Source organism: Caenimonas sp. SL110, from assembly GCF_001044395.1.
Taxonomy (GTDB): domain Bacteria; phylum Pseudomonadota; class Gammaproteobacteria; order Burkholderiales; family Burkholderiaceae_C; genus Ramlibacter.
In genome coordinates this window covers 86,296-100,092 of record NZ_JANU01000042.1, presented here as the reverse complement: position 1 = coordinate 100,092, position 13,797 = coordinate 86,296, and the positions used below count along the sequence as shown (strand labels likewise).

The 13,797-nt window shown below is 63.8% G+C and carries 14 protein-coding genes and 1 tRNA gene; 6 read left to right on the top strand and 9 right to left on the bottom strand.

Annotated features, from left to right (window positions below):
• Positions 1-13: 13 nt before the first annotated feature.
• Positions 14-1,630, top strand: a complete 1,617-nt coding sequence (locus AQ12_RS18530; protein WP_048441438.1) for an iron ABC transporter permease — start codon at positions 14-16, stop codon at positions 1,628-1,630.
• Here AQ12_RS18530 and AQ12_RS18525 read toward each other — a convergent pair whose 3' ends face one another.
• Positions 1,631-1,861 (bottom strand): hypothetical protein, encoded by a 231-nt coding sequence (locus AQ12_RS18525; RefSeq protein ID WP_048441437.1) that lies wholly within the window; start codon positions 1,859-1,861, stop codon positions 1,631-1,633.
• 114 nt (positions 1,862-1,975) lie between these two features.
• Here AQ12_RS18525 and AQ12_RS18520 point away from each other — a divergent pair.
• Positions 1,976-2,050, top strand: a tRNA-Arg gene (locus AQ12_RS18520).
• A 26-nt stretch (positions 2,051-2,076) separates the two neighbouring features.
• On the opposite strand, the gene AQ12_RS18515 is transcribed toward AQ12_RS18520, so the two are convergent.
• From AQ12_RS18515 to AQ12_RS18495, 5 genes are read right to left on the bottom strand one after another with little or no spacing between them, the layout of a single operon-like run.
• Positions 2,077-3,279 (bottom strand): VWA domain-containing protein, encoded by a 1,203-nt coding sequence (locus AQ12_RS18515; RefSeq protein WP_048441436.1) that lies wholly within the window; start codon positions 3,277-3,279, stop codon positions 2,077-2,079.
• The gene (locus AQ12_RS18510) at positions 3,273-4,208 is read right to left on the bottom strand and encodes a CPBP family intramembrane glutamic endopeptidase (RefSeq protein ID WP_202967517.1); all 936 of its coding nucleotides are present in this window, start codon (positions 4,206-4,208) and stop codon (positions 3,273-3,275) included. The genes AQ12_RS18515 and AQ12_RS18510 overlap by 7 nt, the downstream gene beginning before the upstream one ends.
• Positions 4,205-4,750 carry a GNAT family N-acetyltransferase gene (locus AQ12_RS18505; protein WP_048441504.1) on the bottom strand — a complete coding sequence of 182 codons (546 nt, stop codon included), beginning with the start codon at positions 4,748-4,750 and terminating at the stop codon, positions 4,205-4,207. The genes AQ12_RS18510 and AQ12_RS18505 overlap by 4 nt, the downstream gene beginning before the upstream one ends.
• Positions 4,751-4,805: 55 nt before the next feature.
• Positions 4,806-5,024, bottom strand: a complete 219-nt coding sequence (locus AQ12_RS18500) for a hypothetical protein (protein WP_048441434.1) — start codon at positions 5,022-5,024, stop codon at positions 4,806-4,808.
• Between the two features lie 9 nt (positions 5,025-5,033).
• Positions 5,034-5,888, bottom strand: coding sequence for a MoxR family ATPase (locus tag AQ12_RS18495; protein WP_048441433.1), 855 nt, complete (start codon positions 5,886-5,888; stop codon positions 5,034-5,036).
• Between the two features lie 103 nt (positions 5,889-5,991).
• On the opposite strand from AQ12_RS18495, the gene AQ12_RS18490 reads away from it, so the two are divergent.
• Complete coding sequence (locus AQ12_RS18490; RefSeq protein WP_048441432.1) at positions 5,992-6,720, top strand: c-type cytochrome; 729 nt, start codon at positions 5,992-5,994, stop codon at positions 6,718-6,720.
• A gap of 71 nt (positions 6,721-6,791) precedes the next feature.
• On the opposite strand, the gene AQ12_RS18485 is transcribed toward AQ12_RS18490, so the two are convergent.
• Positions 6,792-7,226, bottom strand: coding sequence for a DUF1841 family protein (locus AQ12_RS18485; RefSeq protein WP_048441431.1), 435 nt, complete (start codon positions 7,224-7,226; stop codon positions 6,792-6,794).
• A gap of 83 nt (positions 7,227-7,309) precedes the next feature.
• Between AQ12_RS18485 and AQ12_RS18480 the strand changes: the two genes are divergently transcribed.
• Genes AQ12_RS18480 through pcaF form a run of 3 tightly spaced genes read left to right on the top strand, consistent with a single transcriptional unit; the run spans position 7,310 to position 9,909 of the window.
• On the top strand, positions 7,310-8,011 hold the full coding sequence (locus tag AQ12_RS18480; protein WP_048441430.1) for a 3-oxoacid CoA-transferase subunit A: 702 nt from the start codon (positions 7,310-7,312) through the stop codon (positions 8,009-8,011).
• A gap of 24 nt (positions 8,012-8,035) precedes the next feature.
• Positions 8,036-8,677, top strand: a complete 642-nt coding sequence (locus AQ12_RS18475) for a 3-oxoacid CoA-transferase subunit B (RefSeq protein WP_048441429.1) — start codon at positions 8,036-8,038, stop codon at positions 8,675-8,677.
• Positions 8,678-8,706: 29 nt separating this feature from the next.
• Positions 8,707-9,909: a 3-oxoadipyl-CoA thiolase gene (pcaF, locus tag AQ12_RS18470; RefSeq protein WP_048441428.1), complete on the top strand. Its 1,203-nt coding sequence runs from the start codon at positions 8,707-8,709 to the stop codon at positions 9,907-9,909.
• On the opposite strand, the gene AQ12_RS18465 is transcribed toward pcaF, so the two are convergent.
• Positions 9,890-10,477, bottom strand: coding sequence for a PAS domain S-box protein (locus tag AQ12_RS18465; RefSeq protein ID WP_048441427.1), 588 nt, complete (start codon positions 10,475-10,477; stop codon positions 9,890-9,892). The two genes, pcaF and AQ12_RS18465, sit on opposite strands and share 20 nt — an antisense overlap.
• Positions 10,474-13,776 carry a PAS domain-containing hybrid sensor histidine kinase/response regulator gene (locus tag AQ12_RS18460; protein WP_053076795.1) on the bottom strand — a complete coding sequence of 1,101 codons (3,303 nt, stop codon included), beginning with the start codon at positions 13,774-13,776 and terminating at the stop codon, positions 10,474-10,476. The genes AQ12_RS18465 and AQ12_RS18460 overlap by 4 nt, the downstream gene beginning before the upstream one ends.
• Positions 13,777-13,797: the final 21 nt, after the last annotated feature.

Here is a 13,797-nt window from a genome sequence, read left to right as displayed (position 1 = left end):
TTTCACACCCCTCATGCGCTCGCTCCGGGTCCAGGACCTGATCCTTTTGCTGTTCGCGGGCTTGCTGGTCTTGCCGGTGCTGGCCGTGCTTGCGTCTTGGACGCAATGGGACAGCCGCAGCGCGCAGATCCTGGGCGAGATGGCATCGACCGTGCTGCCTGGCTATGCGTGGACCAGCCTGGGGCTTTGCGTGGTCGTCGGCGTTGGCGTGGCACTGGTGGGCGGTGCGACGGCAGCAGCGGTCACGCTGTTTGATTTCCAGGGCAGACGCACCCTCGAGTGGATGCTGCTCTTGCCGTTGGCCATGCCTGCTTATGTGGTGGCTTACGCGTACACCGACTTCCTTCAGTTCGCCGGGCCAGCGCAGACATGGCTTCGATCCAGCTTCGGGCTCGAAGGCCGCGTGCTTCCAGAGGTGCGCAGCTTTGGCGGCGCGGCGGTGGTGTTCATCGTCTCGCTCTACCCCTATGTTTACCTGCTCGTTCGCACCGCGTTGAGCGAGCGAGCCGGGCACCTGATGGAGGCCGCGCGCCTGTTGGGTGCGCCGCTGGGCCGTCGCATCCGCGAAGTCGCGATGCCCCTGGCCCGCCCCGCCATCGCGGCCGGAATCGCGCTTGCGCTGATGGAGACACTTGCGGACTTCGGCGTGTCGAGCTACTTCGGCATCCAGACGTTCACGACCGGCATCTACAAGGCGTGGTTGGCGATGGACAACCGCATTGCCGCTGCGCAACTGGCCACCATGCTGCTCGTGGTCGTCGCATTCCTGCTGGCACTGGAGCGCAAGGCGCAGCGACGACTGCGGTTTTCGTCCACGCGCGCAGGGCGTCCCCATGCCCGCGACGCGCAGGCGATGCGCTTGCATGGATCGCAACTGGTCATGGCATGGCTGCTGTGCGGCCTGCCGGTGCTGCTCGGCTTCGTGCTGCCGGTCGTCTTCATGCTCAGGCCGCTGGCAGCCGACTGGTCAGTGCTGCCCTGGGATCGATTCCTGCAGTGGTCGTTCAACAGTGTGCGGCTCGGCGCGATCAGCGCGATCGCCGCCGTCGTCATCGCGGTACTGATGGCGTTCAGCCTGCGGCGCGCGCCCCATTCGATCAATCGGGGCGTCGTGCAACTGGCGGGTCTTGGCTATGCGGTGCCGGGCGCGGTGATCGTGGTGGGCCTGTTGTTGCCGGTGGGCTGGTTGCAGTCGGTGGCTCCGCAATCGGGCATCGGCGGGCTGGTCACAGCCACCGTGCTGGGGGTGGTGTGGGCTTACCTCGTGCGGTTCGTGTCCGTCGCGCTGCAATCCATCCAGAGCGGGTACGCGCGCATCCCTGCCAGCTTTGATGACACGGCGCGTGTACTGGGTTCAGGCAGCGCGCGCCTGCTGTCGCGTGTGCACTGGCCGCTGCTTCGGCGCTCGTCGATGGCCGCAGCCTTGCTGGTGTTTGTCGACGTGATGAAGGAGCTGCCCGCGACGATGGTGCTGCGGCCCTTCAACACCGATACGCTCGCGGTGGTTGCCTATCAGCTGGCACGCGATGAGCGCCTGGGCGAGGCGGCCTTGCCGTCGCTCGCGCTGGTGCTGGTGGGGCTGGTGCCGGTGATGCTGCTCAGCCGCACGCTCAGGAGCGGTGAGCGCTGATCACGCTTCGTCGGAAATGCCGGCCTGCGAAGAAGCCTGTTTCCGGAAAACGATCTCGCCCGTGGGCACATGAACCACGCGGATTTCACTGGAAGGCAGCGTGAATGATTTCGCTGCGAGGGTGACGGCCAATGCGCGGTCTTTCACCTCGAACCGGTGAGCGCCTCGGGCGGGCCAGAGCAGGCCGTTGATGGGCTGGTTGCTTTCAATGCGGTAGTCGGCTGACGTCATTGGATTCCCCTGGGGCTGGGAGCAATTTACTCCTTGCGAGATGCCTGTCTGTAGGACAGCGCCGACGCCGCGAAAAAAACCGGCAACTTGCGGCCAACTACAATTGGACCGCCTGCCGCCGTAGTTCAATGGATAGAACGAGCGCCTCCTAAGCGCTAGATATGGGTTCGATTCCCGTCGGTGGTACCAAAGGCCCGGAGAGCCAGCGAAAGCCGCTACTTCGACAACAACCGCATCGCCTCTTCCAGCCCCTTGATCGTGAGCGGGTACATCCGCTGGTTCACCAGTTGCTGGATCACGCTGATGCTTTGCCGGTATTGCCAGACGCCCTGCGGCTCGGGGTTGATCCAGGCGAACTTCGGAAACGCATTGGTCAGGCGCTGCATCCATTCCGCACCGGCTTCTTCGTTGTTGTACTCAACGCTGCCGCCAGGCTGCAGGATCTCGTAAGGGCTCATCGTCGCGTCGCCCACGAAGATCAGCTTGTAGTCCTTGTTGTACTTCCTGATGATGTCCCAGGTCGCGAACTTCTCGGAGAAGCGGCGGCGGTTGTTCTTCCACATGAAGTCATAGACGCAGTTGTGGAAGTAATAGAACTCCAGGTGCTTGAACTCCGCCTTGGCAGCCGAGAACATTTCCTCGACCCGGTGGATGTGCTCGTCCATCGTGCCGCCCACGTCCATGAGCAGCAGGATCTTCACGTTGTTGTGCCGCTCGGGAATCATCTTGATGTCGAGCCAGCCCGCATTGGCGGCCGTGGACTTGATCGTGTCGTCCAGGTCCAGCTCGTCGGCAGCGCCCTCGCGCGCGAACTTGCGCAGCCTGCGCAGCGCGACCTTGATGTTGCGCGTGCCGAGTTCCTGCGTGTCGTCGTAGTCCTTGTAGGCGCGCTGGTCCCACACTTTCACCGCGCTCTTGTTGCGGCTTTTTTCCTGGCCGATGCGGATGCCCTGCGGATTCACGCCATACGCGCCAAACGGCGATGTGCCGCCCGTGCCTATCATCTTGCTGCCGCCTTCGTGACGCTCCTTCTGCTCTTCGAAGCGCTTCTTGAGCGTTTCCATGAGCTCATCCCAGCCCATCTTCTCGATTTTGGCGCGCTCCTCGGGGCTGAGTTCCAGCTCCAGGTTCTTGCGCAGCCATTCGAGCGGCAAGTCCTTGGTGAAGTCGGCAACCATCTCGACGCCCTTGAAGTACGAAGCAAACGCACGGTCGAACTTGTCGTAGTGCTTTTCGTCTTTGACCAGCGTCGTGCGCGAGAGGTAGTAGAAGTCGTCGATGCTCCAGCCGCCGCCGTCTTCATCCTGGCTTGCCGGGCCAACCACGCCTTTCTTCAGCGCTTCCAGCAGCACCAGGTATTCCTTGACTGACACCGGCAGCTTTGCGCTGCGCAGCGTGTAGAAAAAGTCGGTCAGCATGGCGCTCCTTGCGTGGGGGTTGCGGCGATGGTGGGAGCGTGCGACTTGCCCCATCGGCGAACGAATATCGTGTCCTTGCGGCGGGCCTGCATCACCAGCCACGCAGAGGCGATGATGCTGATCAGCACCGCGACAACAGATGCCTCTGCGCCGAAGCCGCCACCCGACAGCCACTCGGGGCCGGGTCGCGTCGAGACCAGATAACCCGATGCGTTGGTGCCCGATACGGGTATGCCAAAGATCGCGCCCTGTGTGAAATTCCAGGTCATGTGAATGCCCATCACGAGCGGCAGCGAGCGCGTGACGTTGTACGCCAGCCCCAGCAATACACCCGCCTCGACGGCGATGGCAATCGAACTCCAGACGGTCGCGCCCTTGTTCATGATGTGCACACCGCCGAAGAACAGCGCCGAGATGGCCAGCGCCCACCAGGTGCCCAATCCCTCTTCGCTGATACGAAACAGAACGCCGCGAAAGATGATTTCTTCGGCGATGGCCGTGCCCAGCCCCGTGAGCAGCAGCGGCCTGATCCAGTCGAACTGCGGGTTGGTGCCCGTCACTTCGTAGCTGCCTGCAAGCCACAGAACGCCCACCACGCTTCCAATGAAGAGCACGCCCAGAACCGAGCCCAGCAGGCCGTCCGGCACCACCCGGCGCCATGCCAGTTCAACCGGTTTGCGCCGTTCGATCACATAGACAAGAAAGAGGTAAGCCAACAGCGCGGGAACCAGTTGCCGCAGGAAGATGCCGATGCTGCGCTGTGGCTGCGGGGCTTGCCTGCCATCCCATCCGAGTGCCGCGAACAGGACGCTCAGCAGAAACATCGCGCCTGCGAAGATGCCGATGAAAATCGCAATGCGCGCGCCCGGCGAATAGACGAGCCAGCGATTCCATTTCGTGGCGTTGGCGGGTGTCGAGAAAGCGATCATTCGCTTCGGTCCCTGGACAAAAGGTATTGAAGCTGCGACTTGGCTTCCGGCCATTCACCGGCTGTCATGCTGTACATCACCGTGTCGCGAACAGTGCCGTCACGCCGTGGCGCGTGGTGACGCAGCACGCCGTCTTTTCGTGCGCCCAGCCGCTCGATCGCGCGCTGGCTCGCAAAGTTGTAGTTGTCGGTTCGCCACCCCACAAGCTTTGCGCCCAGCGTCTCGAATGCGTGCGTCATGAGAAGCAGCTTGCAGGTGGTGTTGACGTGGCTGCGTTGCCAGCTTTTCGCATACCAGGTGTAGCCGATCTCCAGGCGCTCGATGGCGGGGACGATGTCGTGATAGCGCGTCGTGCCGACGAGCTTGCCGCTGGCGACATCACGCACAACGAACGGCAGCATGTGTCCCTCGGCCTGCCCCTTCAATGCGAAGGCAACATAAGCGGCCGCTTCGCCAGGTGCGGGCACGGAGGTGATGCGCAGGTTCCACAACTGCCCGTCATGCGCTGCGGCTTCGATCTCGCCGGCGTGATCGGCCGTCATCGGTTCCAGCCGCACCAGCGGCGTTGCGAGGGTGCAGGGTTCCGGTGTCTTCAACTCAGTCTTCCTTTTTCCTTCGAGACGCGCGCCAGCGCCTGGCGCCCTGCAGCCCGAGGCCGCCGCCAATGCCGGCCATCAGGATGCCGCCGATGGCACTGCCGTCGTAGCCCTGCGCCAGTGGATCGAAGCCGACCAGCTTGCCCAGCAAGTAGGCGATGAGGACTCCGCCCATGAAACCCACGGCGTCAGTCAATCCTTCAACGAGAAGCGGATGCATGTCGCGGTCCTAGCGGTTGTGACGCTGCATGAACACGAGCTTTTCGAACAGCGTCACGTCCTGCTCGTTCTTGAGCAGCGCGCCCACCAGAGGCGGCACCGCAACCTTGTCGTCCTTGCTTTGCAGGGCGGCCAGGGGAATGTCTTCGGCCACCAGAAGCTTGAGCCAGTCGAGCAGTTCGCTGGTCGAGGGCTTTTTCTTCAAGCCCGGCAAATTGCGCACGTCATAAAACGTCTTCATCGCGGCCGTCAGCAATTCCTTTTTCAGGCCGGGGAAATGCACGTCCACGATCTGCTGCATCGTTTCCGCATCGGGAAACTTGATGTAGTGGAAAAAGCACCGGCGCAAGAATGCGTCGGGCAGTTCCTTTTCGTTGTTGGAGGTGATGAAAACGAGCGGCCGGTGTTTGGCGCGCACCATTTCGCGCGTCTCATACACGTAGAACTCCATGCGGTCGAGTTCGCGCAGCAGGTCGTTCGGAAATTCGATGTCGGCCTTGTCGATTTCGTCAATGAGCAGCGCGACAGGCCTGTCGGCTGTGAAGGCCTGCCACAGCACACCCTTGACGATGTAGTTATGGATGTCCTTGACCTTTTCGCCGCCGTCCAGGTCCTTCAATTGCGAGTCGCGCAGGCGGCTCACCGCGTCGTATTCGTACAGGCCCTGCTGCGCCTTGGTGGTCGATTTGATGTGCCATTGCAACAGCGGCATGTCCAGTGCCTGGGCCACTTCCTCAGCCAGCATGGTCTTGCCGGTGCCGGGCTCGCCCTTGACCAGGAGTGGGCGCTGGAGAGTGATGGATGCGTTCACTGCAAGCATCAGGTCTTGCGTGGCGACGTAGTTCTGGGAGCCTTGGAACTTCATGTGGTGAGCTTGAACGGAGGGTATGGAAATGGGCATCGCGCCGCGCCCGATATAATCAAAGGTTGATTCGAAGTCTGACCTCTCACTCAATTGTGCGCGCAAAATGAACAAGTTGTTGACCACGCTTTTCGCCCTGGCTGTCGCTTCCGTGACGGTATCGTCGTACGCCCAGGCGTCCGCGCCCGCAGCAGCTGCGCCCGCGCCTGCTGCCAAGGCGGCGCCGGCCACACCGGCCAGCGCCAAGTCCCTGGAAGCCAAGATCGCCATGTGCGTCGGCTGCCACGCCATCAAGGGCTACCACGCGACCTTCCCCGAGGTGTACCGTGTGCCGATGATTGCGGGCCAGGGTGCCAAGTACATCGCCAGCGCACTCAACGCCTACAAGAACGGTGACCGCAAGCACCCGACCATGCGCGGCGTCGCGGCCAGCCTGTCCGACCAGGACATCGCCGACATTTCTGGCTACTACGAGCGCGAAGGCATGGAAGATGCCAAGCCGCTGGCCAAGACTCCCAACCGCGACGCCAGCCCGCAAGTCGCTGCCCTGATGCAGAAGGCCGCATGCGTCTCCTGCCACGGCGCCAATTTTGCGAGCCCTATCGATCCGAGCTATCCCAAGATTGCAGGTCAGCACCCCGATTACCTGTTCGTTGCACTGAAGGCGTACAAGGTCGAAGGCAACGCCACCACCGGCCGCAGCAACGGCATCATGGCCGGCATCGCCAAGCAATTCACCAACGCCGAACTCAAGGCCATGGCCGGCTACATCGGCTCGCTCAATGGCGACCTCGAAACCAAGCCTGAGAGCCGGTTCCGTACGGGCGCTCGCTGAACCCGGTTCCAGCCGCAGCGAACAGTCAAAAGGCCCCGCGAGGGGCCTTTTCTATTGGGGCGGGGCTTTGATCAGTCGCTGGTCGCCCGCCGCTGCACACACTCCACATACGCATTGCCGTCCGGGGGCCGGCCCGATCGCTGGCTCTCCCACAGCATGGTGCCCAGGCACTCCATCGCCTCGTGATGCGCGTCGTGCAAGGATCCCCGGCGCGCAGCCAGCAACTCGACCGCTTGCCTGATGCCGCGCGGTTGGTCGATGGAGCACTGCTCGCTGATCGACAGGTGCATCGACAGGTGCAGGAACGGATTGGTCTTGCCGTCGGCGCCGTCATAGGCGCGGGCCACGGCCGCGTCCGCATCACCCACATCCGGGTGGTATTCAGGATGCTCGGCCAGCCACTGACCCGCCAGTGTTTCCAGCGCGTCCATCGGCTGCCCGTCCGTTGATTTCGCGTGCACCGCGCAGAAAAAGCGCCGCACGTCCGACTGGGAAGGATTGAACATGCGCGCAGCCTAGCACGCACGGATTGCCCCCTGTGCGAGCAGCGCCGTGCCGGGAGGTCATAGAATTTCGCCAGGACATTCAAATGATCGACAAGATCGCCGCTTCGGTGGCGCAAGCACTTCCCCGCGTTGCCGAAGGCGCCACCGTGATGATCGGTGGCTTCGGCACGGCAGGCATTCCTTCCGAACTCATTGCAGGGCTCATTGAGCAACGACCGCGCGGATTGACAGTGGTCAACAACAACGCGGGCAACGGCGATGAGGGACTTGCTGCCTTGCTGGCCGCAGGCTGCGTTCGCAAGATCATCTGCAGTTTTCCGCGACAGGCCGACAGCCATGTGTTCGATGCGCTGTACCGCGCGGGCAAGGTCGAGCTCGAACTCGTGCCGCAGGGCAATCTTGCCGAGCGGATCCGGGCTGCAGGCGCGGGCATTGGCGCGTTTTTCACCCCCACCGGTTACGGCACCGAGCTTGCAAAGGGCAAGGAGACCCGCGAAATCAACGGCCGGATGCATGTGCTCGAACATGCGATCCACGCCGACCTGGCGCTCATCAAGGCCGAGCGCGGTGACCGGTGGGGCAACCTCACCTACCGCATGGCCGCGCGCAACTTCGGCCCCGTGATGGCGATGGCCGCGAAGCAAACCGTGGCCAGCGTGCACGAGATTGTCGAACTCGGTGCGCTGGACCCCGAGGCAGTCGTGACGCCGGGCATCTTCGTGCACCGCATCGTGAAGGTGCCTCGCGTCGCCACGCAGGCCGGCGGCATCCGCAACACGGCCTGAAAACAAGAACAACGAAGTCGTGCCATGACCTTCCAGCGCCGTACCAAGGATCAACTCGCCGCCCGTGTCGCACGCGACATTCCGGAGGGCGCCTATGTCAACCTGGGCATCGGCATGCCCACGCTGGTGGCCAATCACATTCCGGCCGGCCGCGAAGTCATTCTCCAGAGCGAGAACGGCATCCTTGGCATGGGGCCGGCGCCGCCCAAGGGCGAGGAAGACTACGACCTCATCAACGCAGGCAAGCAACCGGTGACGCTCCTGCCGGGCGCCTCGTTCTTTCATCATGCCGACAGCTTCGCGATGATGCGCGGCGGGCACCTGGATATCTGCGTGCTGGGCGCGTTCCAGGTCAGCGAGAAGGGCGACCTGGCCAACTGGCACACCGGCGAGCCCGGGGCGATTCCAGCCGTCGGAGGAGCGATGGATCTGGCCACTGGGGCATTGCAGACCTGGGTCATGATGGACCTGCTCACCCGCGAGGGCACCAGCAAGGTGGTGCGCGAATGCAGCTACCCGCTCACGGGACTCGCGTGCGTCAAGCGCATCTACACCGACGTGGCCACACTCGAAGTCACAGCGACCGGCTTGCATTGCATCGACCGCGTCGATGGCCTGTCACACGCCGAACTCGTCTCAATGGTCGGCTTCGACATTGCGCCATAGCCATCACCCCATCATTTTCAGGAGTACCCATGAATCACGCCTTCATCTGCGATGCCATTCGCACGCCCTTCGGTCGTTACGGCGGGGCGCTGTCCTCGGTGCGCACCGACGATCTTGGGGCCATTCCCATCAAGGCGTTGATGGCGCGCAACCCGAATGTCGACTGGCAATCGGTGAGCGATGTGCTTTACGGCTGCGCCAACCAGGCCGGTGAAGACAACCGCAACGTCGCGCACATGGCAAGCCTGTTGGCCGGCCTGCCGATCGAGGTGCCCGGCGCCACCATCAACCGACTGTGCGGCTCCGGGCTGGACGCGGTCGGCACGGCAGCGCGCGCGATCCGCGCGGGCGAGGCGACGCTCATGATCGCTGGCGGCGTCGAGAGCATGAGCCGCGCGCCCTTCGTGATGCCCAAGGCCGATAGCGCCTTCAGCCGCGCCGCATCCATCTACGACACCACCATCGGCTGGCGCTTCGTCAACAAGCTGATGAAGGAAATGCACGGCGTTGATTCCATGCCCGAAACCGCCGAGAACGTCGCCACCGACTACGGCATCGAACGCGAGGCGCAGGACCGCATGGCCCTCGCGTCCCAGATGAAGGCTGTTGCGGCGCAGAAGGCTGGCTTTTTCGACGCCGAGATCACGCCGGTCAGCATTGCGCAAAAGAAGGGCGAAGCCATCGTCGTCGGCAAGGACGAGCATCCGCGCGAAACCTCGATGGAGGCACTGGCCAGGCTCAAGGGCGTGGTCAGGCCCGATGGCACTGTCACCGCGGGCAACGCCAGTGGCGTCAACGACGGCTCGTGCGCGTTGCTGCTGGCCGACGAGGCGACCGCAGCGAAGAACGGCCTGACGCCCAAAGCGCGTGTGGTGGGCATGGCCACGGCCGGCGTCGCGCCGCGCATCATGGGCATCGGCCCCGCGCCGGCGACGCAAAAAGTGCTGGCGCTCACCGGCCTCACGCTCGCGCAACTCGACGTGATCGAGTTGAACGAGGCGTTTGCGGCGCAGGGACTCGCCGTGCTGCGCACGCTGGGCCTGCCTGATGACGACCCGCGCGTGAATGCCAACGGCGGCGCAATCGCGCTGGGCCATCCGCTGGGCGCGTCGGGCGCGAGACTGGCGACGACAGCGGTGAACCAGCTGCACCGCACCGGCGGCCGTTACGCCCTGTGCACGATGTGCATCGGCGTGGGGCAGGGCATCGCCGTCATCCTCGAGCGGGTTTGAGCGGCTCTTTCAAGGGGTTCTTCAGGCGATACAGCTCGGTGATGTCGCGATAGCTCATGACCGAACCTGCGCGCTTGCCGTTCACGCGGTGTGCGATCACGTTGCATTCGAGAATGCGGCCGTCGGTCAGCTCGACGATGCTTTGCTGCGGCTCATCGGGGTTGGCCTTTCGTGCTTCTGCATTGGCCAGGAAGCGCGCGGGGTCCGTCACTTGCGACAGCTGTATCGCCATCAGGCTCGCGTCGCTGAGGGTGGCCAGCTTGTCCGGGGCAATGCCCCAGATCGAGATGAAGCGCGAATTGAAATGCATCGCGCGGCCGAAGTAACCCATGGCGACGATGCCGTCGGTCGTCGAGTCGAGCGTGGCCAGCAGCAGCGCAAGCGCGGCTTTGGCTTCGGTCAGGTCCTGTGTGCGGCATTCCAGGCTGCGACTGGCCGTTGCAAGCTTGCGCGTTGCCTGCGCGAGCGCGCGCCGTTCGTGGGCCAGCTCCTGCGTCAGGCGATTGACCAGGTCTCCCATGCCGACTGTCTGCGCCTGGGGCGCACGTGTTGCTTCTTTTGTGGTCATGCGGGTGCGGTTTCTTCAGACAGGACGTGAGCCAGGTCGTGCAATAGCGCGCCCAGCGGGGTTTCAAAATCAGCGAGCAGGTCGTTGACCTGGGCGCAGGGCGCACCGCTGCCCAGCGCGGTTTCGAGCGCGCCGGCAGCCTGCTGCACCAGCGACGCGCCGATGTTTCCTGCGACTGCCTTGCTCGTATGCGCATGTCGCAATGCGGTCTCGACGTCACCAGCCGACAGTGCGGCACGGATGTCGCGCGCAATGTGCTGCTGGCCCGCCAGGTAGCGCTTGAGCATCGCCAGGTACAGCGGCTTCTTGTTCATCATGCGCGTGAGACCCAGCGCGGTGTCCAGGCCTGCGATGCCCACCGGGATGCCATCGGCTCCCGTTGCTGCTGCAGGCAGGCCGGGGACCACTGCCGCCGATGCCTGCCGTGGCTGAATCCAGCGCACAAGGATCGCCCTCATCGCGTCGGGGTCGATAGGCTTGACCAGGAAGTCGTCCATGCCGGCCTCCATGCAACGGCGACGGTCCTGTTCCATCGCGTTCGCCGTCATCGCGACGATCGGCAAGTGCTTCAGGCGGGCCAGCTTGCGAATCTGGCGAGTGCAGGTCAGTCCGTCCATCACCGGCATCTGCATGTCCATGAAGACCAGGTCGTAGGGGCTCGTGCTTGCTTTTTCAAATGCGACCAGGCCGTTGTCGGCGACGTCAACGACGAACCCGGCGTCTTCAAGGAGTTCGCGCGCGACCTGCTGGTTGATGTCGTTGTCTTCCACCAGCAGCAGCCGTGCGCCGCGACGCTGCGCGATGCGGTCGTCGGGCGCGACCACGGCGGACTCGATCCGCGCGGTGCCCGCGTGCCGGCGGCCGCCCAGCACGTCCATCGTCGTGTCGAACAGCACCGAGGCATTGACTGGCTTGACCAATACGTTCTGGATGCCGGCTGACGTGGCTTCCTTGATCACTTCCTCGCGACCGTGCGCCGTCACCATCAGGAAGATGGGTGTGGACTGCAGGCCCAGCGAGCGGATTCGCCGCGCAGTTTCCATGCCGTCCATGCCGGGCATGCGCCAGTCGAGATAGACAACGTCATACGGTGAGCCGGCGGCGGCAGCGCGGCGCACTTCCTCGATGGCGCCGGCTCCCGTCGATGCTGCGCTTGCCATGAAGGTCATCCCCTTCAGCATGTCCGTGATCACCGCACGCGCGTGGTCGTTGTCGTCCACCACCAGCGCGCGCCGCCCGCGCAGGTCGGGGTTGGGCATGAGATCGCGCTGGGCTGCGGCGCCAATGCCCACGCGGGCACTGAACCAGAAGGTGCTGCCCTTGCCGAATTCGCTCTCGACCCCCACTTCGCCGCCCATCAGTTCGGCCAGCCGCTTGGAGATCGCCAGCCCAAGGCCAGTGCCGCCAAAGCGCCGCGTGGTGGACGTGTCTGCCTGCGAGAAGCTCTGGAACAGCCGCGAGCGCTGCTCTGCGGTGAGGCCGATGCCGGTATCGCGCACCCGAAAGTGCAGCAACACGCTCGTGGCCGTGCGTTCGCTGGCCCGGACCGACACCACGATCTCGCCTTTTTCGGTGAACTTCACTGCGTTGTTGGCGTAGTTCAGCAGGATCTGCCCCAGGCGCAGCGAGTCGCCAGTGAGGTGCGCCGGTACATCGGGTGCGACTTCAAACACGAGCTCCAGGCCCTTGGCGTGGCTCTTTTCGCCGATGAGGCTGCCTGTGGTGTCCAGCAGGTTCTGCAGTTCGAAATCGGCCTGCTCCAGATCGAGCTTGCCTGCCTCGACCTTGGAGAAATCCAGGATGTCGTTGATCAGGCCCAGCAGGTGCTTGCCCGAAGTCTGGACCTTGGCGATGTAGTCGCGCTGGCGTTCGGTCAGGTCGGTCTTGAGCACCAGGTGCGACAGCCCGATGATCGCGTTCATTGGCGTGCGGATCTCGTGGCTCATGTTGGCCAGAAAGTCCGACTTCATGCGCGTCGCGTCTTCCGCGATTTCCTTGGCGCGGCGAAGCTCTTCTTCTTCCTTGCGGCGGGCGGTCACGTCGCGGCTGATCGCAAGCACGCCCTGCGCATTGCCATCTTCGTCCCACAGCGGCGAGGTGACGGTGTCGTAGAGCGTCCGATGGCCGTCGAACGACCCAATCCATTCCTCGGACGACTGTTCGCGCAGCAGCGTCATCGTGCGCTCGTCGGTTTCCCGCACCCTTGCTGCAACGTCGGCGGGATACAGGTCGCTGGCGGTCAGACCCCGAAGCTCATCGACCGGACGGCCCACCATCGCGGCGAACGCCGTGTTGCATCGGATGTAGCGGCCTTCCCGGTCCTTGTAGACGATGAGGTCGGATATGGAGTTGATGAGTGCTTCGAGCGTGGCCTCCTGCTTGTTGCGCTCGGCCTCCGCGCGCTTTTGTGCGGTGATGTCCTTCACCGAGCAGATGTACATCGCATTGCCGGCGGATTGGGCCAGGAACACGGTGACTTCCATGTCGCGCAGCGTGCCGTCCTTGCGCCGATGGCGCGTCTCCATGGTGAGCGGGCGGCGAAGCTCTGAAAGCGCTGCGTTCACCAGCGGCAGGTCCTGCGACACCTGGAACTTCACGTCGAAGTCCGTCAGGTGCAATCCCAGCAGCTCCTGCGGCGGATAGCCGAGATGCTTGCATGCAGCCGGATTGGCGTAGGTCACCGTCAGCGTGTCCTTGCCGAGCCAGAACATCGGCCCCGAGCTCTCGAGCACGAGGTGGTTGAACATCATCTTGTCCTCGTATCGAAGACGCTCGGTGATGTCGCGATAGGTGATGACGCTGCCTACGCATTTGCCGTGGACCCGCTGCGGAATCGAATGACGCTCCAGGGTACGGCCGTCCTGCAGCTCAACGATGGAAAGGTCCTCTGCATCGGGATTGGTGCGCCCCTGCTCGACGAGCGCGACAAGCCCTGCGGGATCTTTGACACGTCCGGTCTGCAGCGCGAGCAGGCGCGCGGCGTTCAGCGTGTCCAGTTCTTCTTCGGGCAGGCGCCACAGCTCGATGAAGCGGATGTTGTAGTAGATCGAGTCGTCCGAGAACTGCAGCGTGAGGATGCCGTCACTGGCCGCGTCGAGCGTGGATTCGAGCACTTCATGCCCGCTGCGCAGTGCCTCGAACTGCCGGTTACGCGTTTCCAGGCGCTTTTCGAATTCGCTGGACCGCTGCAGCGCCTCGGCGAGCGCCTGACGTGCCTGTGCCAGTTCGCTTTCCAGCGTCGTGGCGACGCGGCCGGAGTCGGCCAGCGCGGCTGTCAGGTCGTCGGGGGCGCGATCCATGCGGCTCTTTCGCGGTTTCGA